We start from the raw sequence: 16,864 nt of genomic DNA, 5'->3' as shown, positions 1-16,864 counted from the left end.
GGCGCGGTGTGCCAATTGACATTAATCAGGGCGAGCACGGTAAGCGAGCAGAACCGATATGCAGAAAGCCACAAAGCCTGTGCAAATCCTGAAAAGACCTGCACACCAAGGGCTACGGGGATAAAAAAGGGGGACTGTGCAAATCCTGAAAACCAGGATATTGCAGCAATTGCCTGGTACTAATCCGGGTCAGAACACCGACTGAACCACCTGGGTATCCACCAGAATTCCTGCTTCAAAGACAAACACACGACAGTCATCAGGCTTGGGAGCCGCTACATCTCCCATACAACCGATCAGGCGGCCCGTGTAATCCAGCGGCAACTGCACATTGGAATAAGCCATATAGCTTCCCGTGCTGGATTCTGGCATCACACCATTCAATGCAGGCAGTTCTTGCGGCCCACCCACAGCCAGCAACCCAAGCGGGTCATCCCCGGCCGGGTCGCGGCCCGTGATCCGCCTGGGAGGCGCCCAGCCCACGCTCAACGAAGCGAGATACAAGCGCCGGCCCAGCACCTCAAAGCCGGCAACGTAGCCGGCCCAGTTCGACGAGCAAATGCTGTTGGGTTCAATGCCATAATCCCACGGCGAAAACGGCCCCGGTTCGGCCTGAACAAGACAGTAGCCAATCCCATCAACCCGCAGGCCATCCAGTACCTGAGCCGTCATCAGCGCTACCAGCCCATCAATACTGAACGCGCTGAAGCTTCAAACCCAAAGGCTTATACGGGGCTGGTTCGGGGCGAGCTCTGGCACAACTCCCCATGGTTTCCTGCATCCGGGCGCCAGCCTCCCAGTCCCGGTTCAGTTCCGCCAGCCGCTCCCGGTCAACACAGCTGTTGTTCGGTAAGTCTGCGATCATCTGCTCCCGCGTCACCCCGGCCCTGGCAGGCTTCTTGGCTGGACGCTCTTCAAACCTCGCCACCGTCTGCTTCGCGGCCTCTTTCCGATACACCACGGTCATAAGGGCGTCAAAAACGTCATCGGCAACCTGCCCACGTTGATCGACCAGAGCCGTGTTTTTCTGCTCGAACACCTCCGCCTCACGCCGGGCCGTTTCTGCCTGATCTCTCACCACTTTGCGAAGCCAGCTTTTCACAGGCCAGAGATTGATGGACGCAGAGTGCACCGAGCTGCCCCACTTGTCTGCCTGTGAGCCTCCCCATGAAAAAGCCCCGCGCTTCTTCGTAGCCCGTTTTTCATACGCCGACAGCATTTCAACATACAGTTCTTTCGCCCTGTCAGCCCCCTCGTGACGACCAGAGATATCGTCCCAGAACAGCTCCCCCCACATGGGACTGGAAGGAAAATTAAAGCTCGGCTTATCCGACCCTGCAGCTTTCAGGATGCCCGCATCACAGAGCAGCATTGAGGAACTGTTGATCGGCAACCCGGGGGCCAGGGGATAGGCAATGTCCACGTCATACAGGGTAACGTCCTTCAGCACCGACGGCGGAAGGCTACTGGCATTGAACGAGCCCTCCGACGCCCCGGTGAGCCCTGCATCAAAACCGTCATCACCCGCCGCAACCGACAGAAGTCTCCAGGACGCCACGCAGGTATAGACCGGCTCACCCACAAGAACCCCTACCGTCAGCCGACTCTCAACCTGAACCACGGCGGAATACCCTGTGCTTTTATCACGCACGGTAAGCTGATCTGCACTGAAGCTCACCGTATGAGGCCCTGCCGTTGGCGGGATCACCGCAGCGTGAACGGGCATGGAAAGCAACCAGCAAGCCAGCGCCAGAAGCATGACGTTTTTGAGCATCACGAATCGTCCTGTCAAAAAGTGGTTTGTGTTCACAGGAAAGCCTCCGCATCAGAGGCATAAGCCATATGGCGAGCATCCTGAAGGTACATCCGGGCGGCTTTGCGGGCATTTTCGGTGTCCCCCATCAGGGACAAGGCTTTGGCAAAGTGAAAATAGAACGTGTCTGGCACTTCGATTTTCAGATCCTGAATTTTGAAGAAGTGTTTAACGGCACATTTATAATCAGAATCGTTCATGCAGGATCGGATCTGGTGAACGTATCGCGCGTACAACTCAGGCTTGCTCAGCCAGCGCTCAGAGAAAAGACCGAGACGCTCCATTACGCTCTGGTCGTAGCGGGACTCAAGAGAAGACGAGGCCTCCCCTGCTTGCAAAGCAGCCAGAATACGGACGGCTTTGGGCTCAAACGGTGATTTTTGCAGGGTTTCTTTTACATCAATGGAGGCCCGGCCACGAGCGATCTCCGGCTCCAGTGTTTCCCGCCATTCTCCGGTTCCACTGGTCGCCACCACCTCAACCCGTAGCTTGGCTGCGGGATAACTCAGCGGGCCGGTGCGAGTATCCTGATCCTGCACCCGGACAAATTCCCGGTCTCCATCGTTGTAGGGCCCTCCCCATTCGCCCTCCCGCCCAACACAGTTGGAAGGCGTATCGAGGCAGGTAATCCAGAGCAAGGGATTCAGAATGTAAAAAAGGTTGGGCTCTTTACTCGACCGCGAATAATAACGAGGCTGGTTATAGAGAATTTTCTGTACCTGATAACGCTGCTCCAGCTCCATCACAAACTGGCCATCGCCCAGATACAACGTTCCGGATTTGATGGAAGCGTCAATCACCGAAGTCCTTTTCGCCTCGTAATCTTCCTGCCACTCTTCTATCTGGGTTACATCGTAGCGTTTGTGCAGCTTCGTTGTTCCACAACCGGTCAGAACAAACAGCGACAGGACTACCAAGGCAAAAGCGGTTTTTAACGACGCCATATGAACTCTCTTCATTTTTCGTTTTTTTATAGGCACAGCACATTCATTATGCCCCCAGTCACCGGCCCATTGTTTTGTATTTTTGTTTCAGATTTGCATACTCACGCAAAAAACTGAGCGGCCTTGTTTACAACACGGAATCAACCGACATCCAGGCCCGGACTCTGCTGCCGGAACTCCGTGGGCGTTGTATTTTTGATTTCACGGAACGCCCGGTTAAACGAACTGAGGGTTCGGTAACCGACATCCAGAGAAATGTTCAGCACTGGCGTTTCCGGTTCGTTCAGTAAACGCTCAGCCGCGTCGGCCACCCGGAGCTGATTGATGTAATCGTTGAAATTACGATAGCCCAGCGTCTGATTAATCACTTTGCGCAGCCGATACTCCGGAATCTCCGTGGTATCCGAGAGTTTTTTCAAGGTGAGTTTTTCGGTGCGATAGAACCCCCTGGCCATGGTTTGGCCAAGCACATCTGCGTCTTCCACCTGCTGGGCCGACAGAACTTCCGGGGATTCCTCTGTGGGTGGCGGGGCGGTATCCGGCGATGAGATGCGGGCAACCGGCTCGCTGCCAACCAACTCCATAATGCCCACCCTCGCAGTCACCAGGCAGATCAGCGTCGCAAACGCCGCCAGCCCGGTGATAATGCCCCGGATGTACTCGTGGTATAGCCCGAAGTTCAGGCTCACAGTCGCTACACTGACCGCACTGCCAATGATCAATAAAAACGCCAGGCGGGCCTTCCGGCGGGTTTCCACCAGATCATTACGCCAATAGCGAACCACAAAGCTGAGGCCATGTAACACCACCACATACTCAAAAAACTGCCCCAAGCGCCAGCCGAAGAACACCGCCAGGGCGGGTGACTCTCCCGGCACCACAAAAGGCCGCGCCAGCGCCGGTACCAGAAAACTGTACAGCGCCATGGCGCCCCATACCGATTTCAGGCGCGGGCGTGGTGCGAAAATCAGCTGACACAACCACCAGAACAGGCCAGGAAGCGCGGTTTGGAGATCTGATGTAATCCAGCGCCACTGGCTCGACACCAGCGGGTCTATCAGAAACGCGCCAGAGGTAATGATCACAAGAAGGAATACCCCGCCCACCATTATGTGGCGAAAATCCCGAAGGGTAATGACAAAAAGCGGCAGCAAACAACCCAGGCCGAAGCCGGTTAGCAGCATCACGGTACGTTCTACCTTTTATTGTTATTTGTTTTTTCACAGCCAAAGCAACCACGAGTTTACCTTAACTCGCCGTCAATCGCCCCGCCGTTTCCGTTCCGCATCCAGCAAAGCACGTTTTCTCGCCAACCCCCAACGATACCCCCCCAAGCCTCCATCACCACGCAAGACCCGGTGGCAGGGAATCAGCACACCAATCCGGTTTTTACCGCAGGCCGAGGCAACTGCCCGCACGGCCCGTGGCTTGTCGATCTTTGCGGCTACCTCACTGTAACTCAACACCTCGCCTTCCCGGATGCTCAACAGAAACTGCCATACCTTCACCTGAAAGGCGGTGCCTCGAATATCCAGCGGCAGGTCGGGCCTTGGGGCTCCCTGACTGATGTGCTGATCCAGGGCGGCTACCCAGGCATCCAGTTCCGGCGCATCCTGCGCTGGCGAGGCGGCCAGTTCCGCGTTGGGAAATTCAGTTTTCAGGCTGGATATCAATGAGGCTTCATCATCGCCAAACTGCACAAAACAAACGCCCCTATCCGTGGCGGCCATAGCCATCAGGCCGAGTGCAGTCGACCGGCAGGCATAGACAATCACCTCACCCGCTCCACCAGCCCGGTACGCCCGGGGTAGCATGCCAATGTTGCGGGCAGCTTCTCCGTAAACCCGGCTGACTGACCCGAAGCCAGACGCAAATATCGCATCAGTCACCTTGTCGCCGTCTTTCAGCGATTGCCTGAAACGGCGCATCCGCACCTCATTCTGATAAGCCTTTGGAGACACCCCGAACGCTGCCGTGAATTGCCGCTGCAATCGGGATGGGGATACCCCGGCAATCCCGGCCAGGCTGGCCAGCGTCAGAGGTTCATCGGCGTTTGCTTCGATGTGGCGCGCCACTCGCACCAACCGGGCCACGCGAGGATCGCCATCAAGGGATACCTCTCCGGCGTCCACGGCAGCTCTTACTTCCTGATCCGGTGGCATCGACATACCGCTCCCCTTTATTTCACCCAGACCGGGCCAGTAAAGCGAACTTCGCGGCGCGTTTCCATCCGATTCTTGCCCCGGCCCAAAACCATCCCAACCCGGGCACCAACAGGCGCAACGATAACCGGAAAAGAAGGAAGGTTCCGGTTACGTTACCCGGCAAGCTTACTCAGGCAGGGTTTCACCCGATCCGCCCATTTCGGCAGGCACATCCTTCATCTTGGGCAAACCATCCCGGATCGGCAAAACGGATTCCTGGTAGTGCACGTGCAGGGCTGGCTCAAACTTCAGGCCCGGCAGGTTTGCCACATAGACGTCTACCAGCCCCCAGGTCGGGTGATCGGTAAACACATGGCCACCACACTGCTTGCACCACTTTCGATAGCTCTGCTCGGTCAGGTGAAATTCCCCCACCTGATCCGCCCCGGACAAAATTTCCAGGCGATCACCGGGCCAGAGTGAGAACGCATTCACTGGCCCCGCAGACCAACGCCGACAGGAATCACAGTGACAATACCCCATCGCCTCCGGCGCACCCGAAACCTGAAACTTCACCGTGCCGCAAAAACAACTGCCCTGATACTGGCCCATGGCCACCTCCATATTTGTTGTTATTCACCGGTTACTGTCCCAGAGCCACTCCGGGGCCGTATATCCTCCGAGATGATGGATTCGTCAGGACTTTCGGAGGAACCACCTCGGTTTTGCCAGGGCGGATACAGCCTTACCCCTGACAATAACCCAAAGCCTCCTCGCTCAGATATTCACAGAACGCCTTAACATCCGGGTTCGTGAACTCACTGGAGATAAACTCTCCCGGAATCAGCCCCTCATCCCAGCGGGTCGTCACCAAAGTATAGACGCCAGTGCCGCCATCCTCCGGAAAAACCTGCACAACCGCTGTCGTCTGGTGAATGTATAGGTCGCGAAGCGCTCTCGAACAACGAAGGCTTCTTACCTCCTGGTCAGCGCGACACTGGTAGCCTGCGTTCTTAAAAAAATCATCAGCGACGGAAAACAGGGCATCCGCATCAGACAGCGACGATTGCCCGGGGTAGATGGATCGTGGGGCATCCCCGGCTATGTTGGTGCAACCGGCCGAGAACAGCAGGGAAAGAATTGCTAGTGCTTTATATGGTTTCAAATAGAGCCTCCATGTAACCTCAACGTTTGCCTTGAATACTCACATTTCATTCGCCCGGCGATACTGCCCCCGGTAATCAAATACCCGTTCCTGAACCTGCCAATAGTGCTTCTGTTTACGGGCAATCACAAAATCCGGGGCTGGCAGCAAGGCCTGCATGTCGAGAACCTCGTCAGCATGGCTGAACGTTTTCGGGGCCTGGCCGTGGGCGAATCTTCGGCCGAACAGTTTGTTGAACACCGTGCGCTGAGCCGGTTTGCTGAAGTCAAATGACTCCCGGAGTTCCTCACCGCCTTCTCCGTGATAGGTGATCCTCAGCTTAGTGCCTTCAACACCCAACGACACCCCGGCGCAACGGATCACCATGGCGTCCTTGAGTTTCAGGGCGTCCCGCAGCTGATCATCAGGGTCAATAATGGCCTGATGGCAGTGCCCGCAGTTCCGGGCCGCAATGTCGTTTTCACCGCCACAATGTGGGCACTCCTTGAACCGGAAGCGGTAATCGCACTGTTCGGGGCGCAGGCTGGCCCCTTCCTCTGGCTCCAGCAGCCCCTGGCACCGGCGCCCATAGTGCTCAATCACCCGGCCGTCACCGTCGGTTTTGCCCCAGAAGATATTGGCAAAGCCACAGCCCGGGCAGAACACCTGCACCGGCTCGCTGTCCGGGTTGGGTTTCGGCTCGCCCACCTCCGGGTGATGCAGGTTCACGCTGTTGCCGGCGTAGTCCATTACCAGGCAATCTTGTTTGCCGTCGTCCAGACGAAGGCCGCGCCCCACAATCTGCTGGTACAGGCTGACCGACTGGGTGGGCCGAAGAATGGCAATAAAGTCCACGTGGGGTGCATCGAAACCGGTGGTGAGCACAGACACATTCACCAGGTACTTCAACTGCCGCTGCTTGAAGCGCTGAATCAGCAGATCCCGGTCATTCAGGTCGGTCGCGCCGGTCACCAGGGCAGTTTGCTGTTCCGGCAGGTAGCCGGTGATCTCCCGGGCATGGTCCACCGTGGCCGCAAAAATCATCACGCCCTGGCGCTCAGCAGCCAGTTCCATCACCTGTTCAATGATGGCGCGGGTCACCCGCCGATGTTTGCTCAGCAGCTGGTTCACGTCCTTCTCGGCATACTCGCCAAAACGGTCCGGTGCCAGCGCGGAGAAATCGTACTGCGCCACCGCCGCGTTCACCAACTCAGGTTTGGTGAGATAGCCCCGGTTGATCATATAGCTCAACGGCAGTTCGTAGATGCAATGCCGGAAGGGTTTTTGCTGCTGATCATCGGAGCCACGGACAAAGCCCCGGTAGTGATAGCGATAGACCCAGCCCGTAGCCAAACGATAGGGAGTGGCGGTCAGCCCGAGCACTTTAAGGGTGTCATTCTGTTGCCGCAGCCGCTCAATGATCCGTTGGTACTGACTGGTGTCATCACCGCTGACCCGATGGCACTCATCAATGATGACCAGCGAGTATTCATCCCCGAACTGATCCAGGTTCGCCGCTACCGACTGCACACTGGCAAAGGTCACCTGATGCTGGTTTTCCTTACGCCTAAGTCCGGCGGAGAAGATGCCGCCAGCCAGGCCATAACTCTCATACTTGGCGTGATTCTGCTCCACCAGCTCTTTAACGTGGGTCAGCACCAGGATCTTACGGCGAGCAAGGCGGGCCAGTTCGGCTATGACCAGGCTTTTGCCCGCTCCCGTCGGCAGCACGATGACGGCTGACTCGTCGGATTGGCGGAAGTGGCTCAACGTGGCGTCGACCGCTTCCTGCTGGTAGGGCCGCAGCTTGAAAGGCGCATTCATCTTGCGGGGCTTTATCGGTGTCTGGGTTGAAGGTGGGCCATACTAGCATGCGTGCTATCCTCATTCATTCGCCTCTCATGACCGACACCCAATGAGACAGGGAGTACCTCATGCCTCAGTTTGCGAACACGCCAGAACCACCCTACTACGCCGTCATTTTTTCCAGCCATCGTACCGATGGCGAAGGTTGAGCGGGATTACGGGGTCTGATTCCAAGCCCATGAATAAAAACTACAAAGCCCGCATCGAAAACGTCATCCGGTACATCGAAGCAAACCTGATTACCTGACTCACCCTTACGGACATTGCGGAGACCAGTCACTTCTCGCCCTACCATTTTCACCGCATTTTTTCGGGCATTATGGGCGAAACCGTTAATGACTTTATTGCCCGGCGCCGGCTTGAACGAGCCGTGAACCAGCTCGTTTTCAAACCTGACGTACCGGTTACCCAAGTGGCTCTGGAGTGCGGTTTTTCATCAAGCGCCAACTTTTCCAGGGCCGTGAAGCTTCATTTCGGTTATAGCCCTTCGGAGCTGACCATCAGTCCAGGGTAACGAGTATCTCGACCGGGCGCTCATCGCAGTTGTTCCCCGGACCACCCCGGTCAACCACCAGAAACTCACCCTCGCACGCCAGCACCGAATGCACCGCGTGCCAGGTGCCTGCCCGATAGTTAACCCCTTGATGCCCGTCGGTCACGAACGCCCGCACGGACTCCGGATCAATACTTTCTCCTCCCGGAGCCACCACCACCAGAAAACGCTCGCCATGCATGGGAATGAAAGCCTGACTGCCCAGTGGGTGCCGTTCCAAACAGTCAACAGTCAATGGCACCTGAACCGGCTGGCTGACAAAAATACTGATCATCGGGCGACCACCCTCCCCCAGTATCTCAACACCCGCCAGGTCGTGATGACGCCGGGTGCGGCCAGCGTTGATCTCAAATGAATTGGTGGCGTTTCGACTGTCGATTACGTCACCAAAAGGCGCGAAGGCCTCAGCGGTCAACGGCTGGGCAGTCAGTTTCAGCATGATTATCTTCCCGGTAACGGCTCAGCGAGCACCAAAAGTATTGAGCTTCATGTGGCGGTTCACATCTTTGTACAGCAGGTACCGGAAACGTCCGGGACCGCCGGCGTAACAGGCCTGGGGGCAAAACGCCCGGAGCCACATATAGTCACCGGCTTCCACTTCAACCCAGTCCTTATTGAGCAGGTACACCGCCTTGCCTTCCAACACATACAGTCCGTGCTCCATCACGTGGGTTTCCGCAAAGGGAATCACGCCACCCGGCTGGAAGGTCACAATATTCACATGCATGTCGTGGCGCATGTCACTCTGGTCCACAAAACGCGTGGTTGCCCAACAGCCATTGGTATCCGGCATTTCGATGGGCTCAACGTCGGCCTCATTGGTGACAAACGGCTCAGGGACATCAACGCCATCAACCACTTCATAGGCTTTGCGGATCCAGTGGAAACGCACCACTGCACCGGACTCATTGCGCACCGCCCAGTCACTGCCCGGCGGGATGAACGCATAGCCGCCCGGTGTCATATGATGGACCTCTCCGGCCAGCGTCAGGGTCATCTCCCCTTCCACCACGAACAGGACCGCTTCCGCACCAGGGTCTGTTTCCGGGCGCTCACTACCGCCACCCGGAGACACTTCCATGATGTATTGGGAAAAGGTTTCAGCGAACCCGGAGAGCGGACGGGACAAAACCCACAACCGCGTCTTGTCCCAGAACGGCAGGTGGCTGACCACAATATCCCGCATCACGCCCTTGGGAATAACCGCATACGCGTCGGTAAACACGGCGCGATCCGTCAGCAGCTGGGTCTGAGGAGGATGTCCGCCTGTCGGGGCGTAATAGGGAGATGGATTTTGTCTGTCGATCATCAGAGTGCTCCGGATTCAAAAGGATGGTGCTTCGCCCAATGCTGGGCAATGTCTACACGGCGTGTCACCCAGACACGATCATGGGCCTCAATGTGGTCGAGGAAACGCTGCAGCCCACGGAAACGGCCCGGCCGCCCAATCAACCGGCAGTGCAGGCCCACAGAGAGCATTCTGGGTGTTTCTTTGCCCTCTTCGTACAACACATCAAACGCATCCCGCAGGTACTCGAAGAAATGGTCCCCCGTATTGAAGCCCTGCGGCGTGGCAAAACGCATGTCATTGGTATCCAGGGTATACGGCACAACCAAATGGTTGTGGGACTGACCACTGGAATCCTCCTGCTGAACCCAGAACGGCAAATCGTCCCCGTAGTAGTCGGAGTCGTACAGGAAACTGCCTTCGTCCAGCAGCAGACGACGGGTGTTCGGGCTGTCCCGGCCGGTATACCAACCCATGGGTTTCTCGCCATAGAGATCCTGGAAGATCTGGATGGCACGGCGCATATGCTCGCGTTCAACGTTCTCAGGAATGTTCTGGTAGTGCAGCCACCGCCACCCGTGGCAAGCCACCTCATGGTTCAGCTCACGAAACGCCTGGGCAACCTCCGGGTGGCGTTGCAGTGCCATTGCGACCCCGAAAACGGTTAAAGGAAGATTCCGACGCTCAAACTCTTTCAGCAAACGCCAGACCCCAACCCGGGAGCCGTACTCATAGATTGATTCCATACTCATGTGCCTGTCGGCATACGCCTCGGCACCAACGATTTCAGAGAGGAAACGCTCTGAATGGCTGTCGCCATGCAGTACACAGTTCTCACCACCCTCCTCGTAATTGAGTACGAACTGCACAGCCACCCGCGCCTGGCCGGGCCAGCGAACGTCCGGTAACTCACGGCCATAGCCGATCAGGTCTCGGGGATACTCGGTAGTCATACTCATAAAAACAGTTCCTCAATTAGTTCCGAGGGATAAGAAGACGGGGCTTGAACGCATTAGCCGCCAAAAGATTGTATACAAGAAAACATATTTTGTGAAAAAAATAGCTGAAACAAATGGGTATAAAGGCTGAAAAAGGGCAATAAATCGTGCAAAAACCCATAAAAACCAAAAAAACTACGCCATTTTGTGTACAAAAACTTGCACCAGACATACGCAACGTTCTAAATTGTGTACAAATACGAATTGAATTGTTCACTATATTTAAGAAATCGAGAAAACCATGCATATCCGAATCATCAACCCGAACACCACATGCAGCATGACCGAAACCATCGGCACTGCAGCGGAAAAGGTAGCGGCACCGGGCACCCGTATCACCGCAACACAGCCGGATAGCGGTCCGGTCTCCATTGAGAGCCACTTTGACGAAGCAATCAGCGCCGTGGGTGTTGCCGAGGAAGTGCTGGCCGGAGAACGGGGTGACGACCCAGTGGATGCTTACATCGTTGCCTGCTTTGGCGACCCCGGATTACTGGCCGCCCGCGAACTGACCCGCGCCCCGGTGATTGGTATTGCCGAAGCCGCTTTCCATGTTGCCACCATGATCAGCACCCGGTTTTCCGTCGTCACCACGCTGGGCCGTACCGGCATTATTGCGGAGCACCTTCTGGAAAGTTATGGCTTCAGCCACCACTGCCGCCGCGTTCGGGCAGCAGAAATCCCGGTTCTGGACCTGGAAGACAATGCAGATGCGGCGTTTCAGCGCCTGGTGGAGGAGTGCTTGCGGGCCAAAGAAGAAGACAACATTGGCGCCATCGTGCTGGGCTGTGGCGGCATGGCCGACCTGACCGACGACATCTCAGAAGCCGTAGGCCTGCCGGTTGTTGAAGGTGTCACGGCTGCCGTGAAATTGTCAGAAGCTTTGGTGGGCCTCAACCTGGGCACCAGCAAACACGGCGACCTGGCATACCCTCGGCCGAAACCCTTCGTCGGTCGTTTCGAGAGCTTCTCTCACCTGAAAAACCAATAAAAACATACTGCCAAGAGATCTGATGCAGTCCCAATTATAAAGCCCTGAAGCGTCAACGGGGCACCCACATCCACACCATTACGGTATGGACAATGACACTGCATGCACAACGAGGAAGACCATGAGCACCCCTCAAGCACAGACCCACTTTGACACGTCCTGCCCGGAAGCGCCCGATACCGACTCAAAAGCGGTTGGAGAAGAGTCCCTGGCCCCCCAGAAAACCCGCATTATGGGCAGGATCTCCTACCTTCTGGCCTGGTTCGGTGGCTGCGTTTCCATCGGCACCTTTACCATGGGCTCCAGTGTGGTTGGCACACTGAACCTGCTACAGGCCTCCCTGGCCATTGCTATCGGCTGCTTCATCATTGGCGCCGCTCTGGCACTGAACGGGGCGGCCGGCTATAAATACGGCATACCGTTCATGGTACAGGCCCGAAGTGCTTTCGGCTTCAGCGGTACCCGCCTGCCCGGGTTGGTGCGGGCCGTGCCGGCCATCGTATGGTACGGCTTCCAGAGCTGGATTGGCGCTGGTGCCCTTAACATGGTGTCAACCACTCTGTTTGGCTTCGACAATCTGGTCTTTTTCTTTATTACCTTCCAACTGCTCCAGATTGCGCTGTCGATCACGGGGTTCCAGGGTATTAAGTGGCTGGAGAACGTCGGTAGCGCCTTCATTCTCGCGTCCCTCGTTTACATGTTCTACAGCACCGTTCAGCGTTACGGCGACACCCTGTCGGCCAACCTGCTGACCATGGAAGGGTCCTGGGGCTTGCCTTTCTGGGGCGCAACCATGCTTTTCCTGGGCATCTACAGCACCATGATCCTGAATGTGAGCGACTATGCCCGCGAGCACAAACACGGCACCGGGCCAGGGTTACTTACCACCCTTTACTCCATGTCCATTCTGCCCTGCACCCTGTTCATGGGGCTGATTGGCTACATGGTGTCTGAAGCCACCGGCATTGCTGATCCCATTCAGGTATTCTCCAATGCCGTCGACAACACACCGCTGTTGATGACCACACTGATGTTTATCGCGTTTGCACAAGTCACCACCAACGTTCTGAACAACGTGGTGCCACCGACCTACGTACTGATGGATGTGTTCAAACTGCCGTTTCGGAAGGCCACCATCATTGTGGGCCTGCTGGCCTTCGCGACCTTCCCGTGGGAGCTGGTGAAAGACGGGTCCGCCGCAGGCCTGCAGATCTTCGTACAGACCTACTCCGCATTCCTGGGCCCGATCTTTGCGATTCTGGTGGTGGACTACTACCTGATCCGTGGTCGCACCCTGAACCTGGACCACCTCTACAACCCTCAGGGGCCTTACAAAGGTGTGAACTACGCGGCGCTCATTGCCACCATCTTGGGCGTTATTGTGGCACTGAGTTTCTCTGCCGTGTCCTGGTACGCCAGCCTGCTTCCCGCCGGGCTCGCCTACTACCTGCTGATGAAACACTGGCCAGCCTGTCAGCGCTTCTGCGACTGACCCCTCCTCAGGCCCCTGCCACCAGAACGCCCCACCTCCTCGGACGGGGCGTTCTGGTTTTCAGCTCAGACATCCACTGCAAAGATATCCCGGAGGTCTGGAGTTTCCTCCGGCTCATCAAAGATCGACAGGGACGCTTCAATCGATTTCAGGTGCCGCTCCATAAAATCCTTCGCCCTGGCACCGTCTCCTGCAGCCAGCAGCTCTACCAGATTGTCATGATCGTGGGACTCGCAACCCAGATGACCAGCATTGCCATACACGGCAAGAATCAGCGAAGAACGGGACGACAGCTGGCCAACGAATTCCGCCAGCGCGCGATTCCCGGAAATTTCAGCAAGGCGGGCATGAAAGTCTGCCGACAGCTTAATGGCGCTTCGCTGCTCTAGGTTACGGAGCGCTTCCCGCTCCTGTTTTGCCATGTCCCGAAGCTCCTGGATATCGGCCTCGGTGATGCGGGTTGCCGCCACCTCCATCAGGGCGCACTCCACCATCAGCCGGGCCTCGAAAACGTCCCTGGCGTCATCCACAGACGGCCGGCTTACACTGGCCCCCCGACGCGGCGTCAGGGTCACCAATTGCTCAAGTGCCAGTCGCTGCAAAACTTTGCGGATTCCAGTACGGCTGATACCAAAAACCTCCGCCAACGCATCTTCGCGCAAACGGGCACCCGGTTTCAGGCGATGCTCAATGATGGCCGCCGATATTGACCGATAGATAGCTTCCAGGCCTTTACCCCCGGATTTCTTCGGCCCGGAATCTGGCGCCTGCGCCTGATCACCTGAGGTAGATTCCGCCATCTGCCGGCTACCGCTCATTCTGCTCTCCCAAGGTTAGTAATCCAATCAAGCTCTGTATTGTATACGCTCCGGATGCACCCGGGCGACTGAGTACTTGTAGCAGGACGACACCCAAAACACTGTATAAACATACAGACTCTGTGCTAAGCTAATCATTCATCAACGGTCTTTCCGACCATCATTACCCGGAGGCTATGGCACATCATGGGCGTAAAAGCACTTTACTATTCCGAGAGGGACGGACTGGACATGGCACTGAAAAACCCGGACAAAATGCTGTTTTCGTCCAAAGCCGACGCCGATGCCCGGGACAAGATTCTCGAACTTTCCGAAGAGATCACCACCTTCCTGCAACGCAAAGTCAGCGGCCTTTCTGAGGAGCTGGCAGAACAGTGCGCCCTGGCCATCGCGGAAGAAAAAGAGCTGTTCACCCGGGCACTGAAAAAGCCGGAACTGCTGAACGAGACCGAAGACACTGAATAGGTAGTGCGCTGCACTCTGCCCTTGAGCTTGCTGCCGGACAACCTGCTGGCAGAACCCTTCTGCCAGCAGGTTATTGCTTAGTGGTGATGCCCACCCGGCCCATGCACATGGCCGTGCGCGATTTCATCGGCATCTGCCGCACGCACTTCAATGATTTCAATATCAAAGGTCAGGGTTTTGCCAGCCATCGGGTGGTTGGTGTCCACATCGGCAAACTTGTGGCCCACTTTGACCACCACTACGTGGCGCGGCCCCTGTTCGGTTTGTACCTGGGCGATCATGCCCGGCTTCCAGCGTTTCGCACCCATCAAATGCTTGATGGGAACGCGCTGAACGGCATCCTGCCTGCGCGTACCGTAGGCTTTGTCTGGCGATACCGTCACACTGAACGTATCGCCTGCTTCACGCCCTTCCAGAGCCTCTTCCAGCCCCCGGATAATGCCGCCATGGCCATGCAGGTAGGCGTTCGGCTCGCCACTGCGGGAGTTCTCCACTTCCTTGCCCTGTTCATCGCTCACACTGTAATGAAACAGGACCACTTGATTCTTTTCGACGGGCATAACGTTCTCTGCACTGATTGAAGGTGCCCTATTATAGCGATAGCGGCCTCGCAGGCCGAACATCGATTTATGATACCGTTCCAACAAAAGGAGAAACCATCATGAGCACCCATTTGCCCTTTTCCCAGGCCTGCGAAAACAACAAAGGCCCCATTCTGGACAGACTGCGCGACATTTTTACCGCGCCCGGCACCGTGCTGGAAATCGGAACCGGCACCGGCCAGCACGCCGAGCATTTCGCAGCGGCCCTGCCCCACCTGCAATGGCAGCCCACCGACCATCCCAGAGCGGCGCACCTGGCCGTTGCCCGGCTGGAACAGGCGGTGCTGCCCAACCTGCTTCCCATGCTTGAGCTGGATGTCGCCACCACCCCATGGCCTGTGCAAACCGCGCACTGGGTATTCTCGGCAAATACGGCGCATATCATGGCGTGGGAGGAAGTGGAAAAAATGTTTCAGGGCATCGGCACTTGCCTGCCCGCTGGCGGCGCGTTCTGTCTGTATGGGCCATTCCGGCACCAGGGCGAATTCACCAGCGAGAGCAACCGGGCCTTCGACCAGTCGCTGAAAGACAATGCCTCCCACATGGGTATCCGGGATATCGAGGCTCTGTCAGAACTGGCCGAAGCAGCGGGGTTGGCGCTGCGAGACGACCACCTCATGCCAGCGAATAATGAACTGCTGGTGTTTGTGCGAGGCGGCTAAGATAGCTGCCTCAGTGCCTCGCTTTACTCACCAGCTTCGGCATTGCCGGTTCCGGGGATTTGGTCGCGAGAATGCGGTCGGCATCCAGTGAAGCAATCGGCACCCGGGTGTCTACCGGCACATCGCCACTCAGTTGCAATTCAAGATAACGCAGCGCACACACGCGAAGAAAAGACGTGAAGTTGCCAAGGTCGTGGCCGACATCGATGGATTCGTGATACAGACGGGTAATCATCTGCGGCAGGTTCATGCCATCCCGTTCGGCCAGCTCAGCCAGCGCCTGCCAGAACGCGTTTTCCATCCGGACACTGGTGACCATGCCATCAATGCGCAGGGAGTGAGTCCGGCTGACCCAAAGCTCCGGATCGGCGTTGATAAAGAGCTTGCACATAACGGCCTCCCTGAAAGCACGTTGGGGGCCAACCAAGCGGCCCCGTCGTGTATTTAGTCCAGTAGTTTGAAGAACTGCGCCAGCCATGCCGGATGGGCGGGCCACGCCGGTGCGGTTACCAGATTAGCATCGGTAACGGCCTGATCAACCTCCAGGCTGGCGAATGTACCACCGGCCAACTCCACCTCCGGCTGGCAAGCCGGGTAAGCTGAACAGGTACGCCCTTTCAGAACACCGGCTGCCGCCAGCAACTGGGCTCCGTGACAGATCGCCGCCACCGGTTTATTGGTTTCGAAGAAATGCCGGACCAGATTCTGCACCTCCGGGTTCAGGCGCAGATACTCCGGTGCACGCCCACCGGGCACCACCAGCGCGTCATAATCCGCCGGTTTCAACCCTTCAAAATCCGCATTAAGGGCAAACCGGTGGCCCGGTTTTTCGGTGTACGTCTGGTCACCTTCGAAATCGTGAATGGCCGTTGCCACCGTGTCACCCGCTTTCTTATCCGGGCACACCGCATGCACCGTATGGCCTACGGCCTGCAGCGCCTGAAAGGGCACCATGGTTTCGTAATCCTCGGTGAAATCACCGGTAATCATCAGAACCTTCTTTCCACTCATGACGGTCTCCTTGTGTTTGTGTTGCCGACTCTGGAAACAGTAGCAGCGGGCGTGATCGAGCGGGTATTAAAGG

The 16,864-nt window shown here is 56.9% G+C and carries 19 protein-coding genes and 1 pseudogene; 5 read left to right on the top strand and 15 right to left on the bottom strand.

Annotation, left to right across the window (positions count from 1 at the left end):
- Positions 1 to 189: 189 nt before the first annotated feature.
- The 8 genes from K325_RS0102315 to radD all read right to left on the bottom strand — a co-directional run bounded on the left by K325_RS0102315 (position 190) and on the right by radD (position 7,869).
- Positions 190 to 672 carry a hypothetical protein gene (locus K325_RS0102315; RefSeq protein ID WP_029652638.1) on the bottom strand — a complete coding sequence of 161 codons (483 nt, stop codon included), beginning with the start codon at positions 670 to 672 and terminating at the stop codon, positions 190 to 192.
- Positions 673 to 688: 16 nt separating this feature from the next.
- Positions 689 to 1,774 (bottom strand): hypothetical protein, encoded by a 1,086-nt coding sequence (locus tag K325_RS0102310; RefSeq protein ID WP_029652637.1) that lies wholly within the window; start codon positions 1,772 to 1,774, stop codon positions 689 to 691.
- 32 nt (positions 1,775 to 1,806) lie between these two features.
- On the bottom strand, positions 1,807 to 2,757 hold the full coding sequence (locus tag K325_RS0102305; protein ID WP_029652636.1) for a hypothetical protein: 951 nt from the start codon (positions 2,755 to 2,757) through the stop codon (positions 1,807 to 1,809).
- 140 nt (positions 2,758 to 2,897) lie between these two features.
- Entirely contained in the window at positions 2,898 to 3,941 is a 1,044-nt protein-coding gene (locus K325_RS0102300; RefSeq protein WP_029652635.1) for a helix-turn-helix domain-containing protein, read from the bottom strand.
- A 75-nt stretch (positions 3,942 to 4,016) separates the two neighbouring features.
- Complete coding sequence (locus K325_RS0102295) at positions 4,017 to 4,925, bottom strand: methylated-DNA--[protein]-cysteine S-methyltransferase (RefSeq protein WP_029652634.1); 909 nt, start codon at positions 4,923 to 4,925, stop codon at positions 4,017 to 4,019.
- 162 nt (positions 4,926 to 5,087) lie between these two features.
- A complete protein-coding gene (locus K325_RS0102290; RefSeq protein ID WP_029652633.1) occupies positions 5,088 to 5,513 on the bottom strand; it encodes a GFA family protein in 426 nt (141 codons plus the stop codon).
- A 133-nt stretch (positions 5,514 to 5,646) separates the two neighbouring features.
- Positions 5,647 to 6,066 (bottom strand): hypothetical protein, encoded by a 420-nt coding sequence (locus K325_RS0102285; protein ID WP_029652632.1) that lies wholly within the window; start codon positions 6,064 to 6,066, stop codon positions 5,647 to 5,649.
- 39 nt (positions 6,067 to 6,105) lie between these two features.
- The gene (gene radD, locus K325_RS0102280) at positions 6,106 to 7,869 is read right to left on the bottom strand and encodes a DNA repair helicase RadD (protein ID WP_029652631.1); all 1,764 of its coding nucleotides are present in this window, start codon (positions 7,867 to 7,869) and stop codon (positions 6,106 to 6,108) included.
- A 301-nt stretch (positions 7,870 to 8,170) separates the two neighbouring features.
- Between radD and K325_RS18905 the strand changes: the two are divergent.
- Positions 8,171 to 8,425: pseudogene (locus K325_RS18905) on the top strand (helix-turn-helix transcriptional regulator); the annotation flags it as partial.
- Here K325_RS18905 and K325_RS0102270 read toward each other — a convergent pair.
- From K325_RS0102270 to puuE, 3 genes are read right to left on the bottom strand one after another with little or no spacing between them, the layout of a single operon-like run.
- Positions 8,412 to 8,903, bottom strand: a complete 492-nt coding sequence (locus tag K325_RS0102270) for an ureidoglycolate lyase (RefSeq protein ID WP_029652629.1) — start codon at positions 8,901 to 8,903, stop codon at positions 8,412 to 8,414. The pseudogene K325_RS18905 and the gene K325_RS0102270 sit on opposite strands and share 14 nt — an antisense overlap.
- A 21-nt stretch (positions 8,904 to 8,924) precedes the next feature.
- The gene (locus tag K325_RS0102265) at positions 8,925 to 9,773 is read right to left on the bottom strand and encodes a bifunctional allantoicase/(S)-ureidoglycine aminohydrolase (protein WP_029652628.1); all 849 of its coding nucleotides are present in this window, start codon (positions 9,771 to 9,773) and stop codon (positions 8,925 to 8,927) included.
- Positions 9,773 to 10,705: an allantoinase PuuE gene (gene puuE, locus K325_RS0102260; RefSeq protein WP_228128388.1), complete on the bottom strand. Its 933-nt coding sequence runs from the start codon at positions 10,703 to 10,705 to the stop codon at positions 9,773 to 9,775. The genes K325_RS0102265 and puuE overlap by 1 nt, the downstream gene beginning before the upstream one ends.
- A 286-nt stretch (positions 10,706 to 10,991) precedes the next feature.
- Between puuE and K325_RS0102255 the strand changes: the two genes are divergently transcribed.
- On the top strand, positions 10,992 to 11,741 hold the full coding sequence (locus K325_RS0102255) for an aspartate/glutamate racemase family protein (RefSeq protein ID WP_029652626.1): 750 nt from the start codon (positions 10,992 to 10,994) through the stop codon (positions 11,739 to 11,741).
- 121 nt (positions 11,742 to 11,862) lie between these two features.
- Positions 11,863 to 13,233: an NCS1 family transporter gene (locus tag K325_RS0102250; protein WP_036192873.1), complete on the top strand. Its 1,371-nt coding sequence runs from the start codon at positions 11,863 to 11,865 to the stop codon at positions 13,231 to 13,233.
- A gap of 65 nt (positions 13,234 to 13,298) precedes the next feature.
- Here K325_RS0102250 and K325_RS0102245 read toward each other — a convergent pair whose 3' ends face one another.
- Positions 13,299 to 14,051, bottom strand: coding sequence for a GntR family transcriptional regulator (locus K325_RS0102245; protein ID WP_029652624.1), 753 nt, complete (start codon positions 14,049 to 14,051; stop codon positions 13,299 to 13,301).
- Positions 14,052 to 14,237: 186 nt separating this feature from the next.
- On the opposite strand from K325_RS0102245, the gene K325_RS0102240 reads away from it, so the two are divergent.
- Positions 14,238 to 14,516: a YebG family protein gene (locus K325_RS0102240; RefSeq protein ID WP_029652623.1), complete on the top strand. Its 279-nt coding sequence runs from the start codon at positions 14,238 to 14,240 to the stop codon at positions 14,514 to 14,516.
- 77 nt (positions 14,517 to 14,593) lie between these two features.
- On the opposite strand, the gene K325_RS0102235 is transcribed toward K325_RS0102240, so the two are convergent.
- The gene (locus tag K325_RS0102235; protein ID WP_029652622.1) at positions 14,594 to 15,076 is read right to left on the bottom strand and encodes an FKBP-type peptidyl-prolyl cis-trans isomerase; all 483 of its coding nucleotides are present in this window, start codon (positions 15,074 to 15,076) and stop codon (positions 14,594 to 14,596) included.
- Between the two features lie 101 nt (positions 15,077 to 15,177).
- Between K325_RS0102235 and K325_RS0102230 the strand changes: the two genes are divergently transcribed.
- Positions 15,178 to 15,780, top strand: a complete 603-nt coding sequence (locus K325_RS0102230; protein ID WP_029652621.1) for a DUF938 domain-containing protein — start codon at positions 15,178 to 15,180, stop codon at positions 15,778 to 15,780.
- A 10-nt stretch (positions 15,781 to 15,790) separates the two neighbouring features.
- On the opposite strand, the gene K325_RS0102225 is transcribed toward K325_RS0102230, so the two are convergent.
- Positions 15,791 to 16,171, bottom strand: coding sequence for a ribbon-helix-helix domain-containing protein (locus tag K325_RS0102225; protein WP_029652620.1), 381 nt, complete (start codon positions 16,169 to 16,171; stop codon positions 15,791 to 15,793).
- 53 nt (positions 16,172 to 16,224) lie between these two features.
- A complete protein-coding gene (locus K325_RS0102220) occupies positions 16,225 to 16,791 on the bottom strand; it encodes a DJ-1/PfpI family protein (protein WP_029652619.1) in 567 nt (188 codons plus the stop codon).
- Between the last annotated feature and the right edge of the window lie 73 nt (positions 16,792 to 16,864).

It is taken from the genome of Marinobacter daepoensis DSM 16072 (assembly GCF_000421165.1).
GTDB classification, from domain to species: domain Bacteria; phylum Pseudomonadota; class Gammaproteobacteria; order Pseudomonadales; family Oleiphilaceae; genus Marinobacter; species Marinobacter daepoensis.
This window is presented reverse-complemented; position numbering and strand designations above follow the sequence as displayed.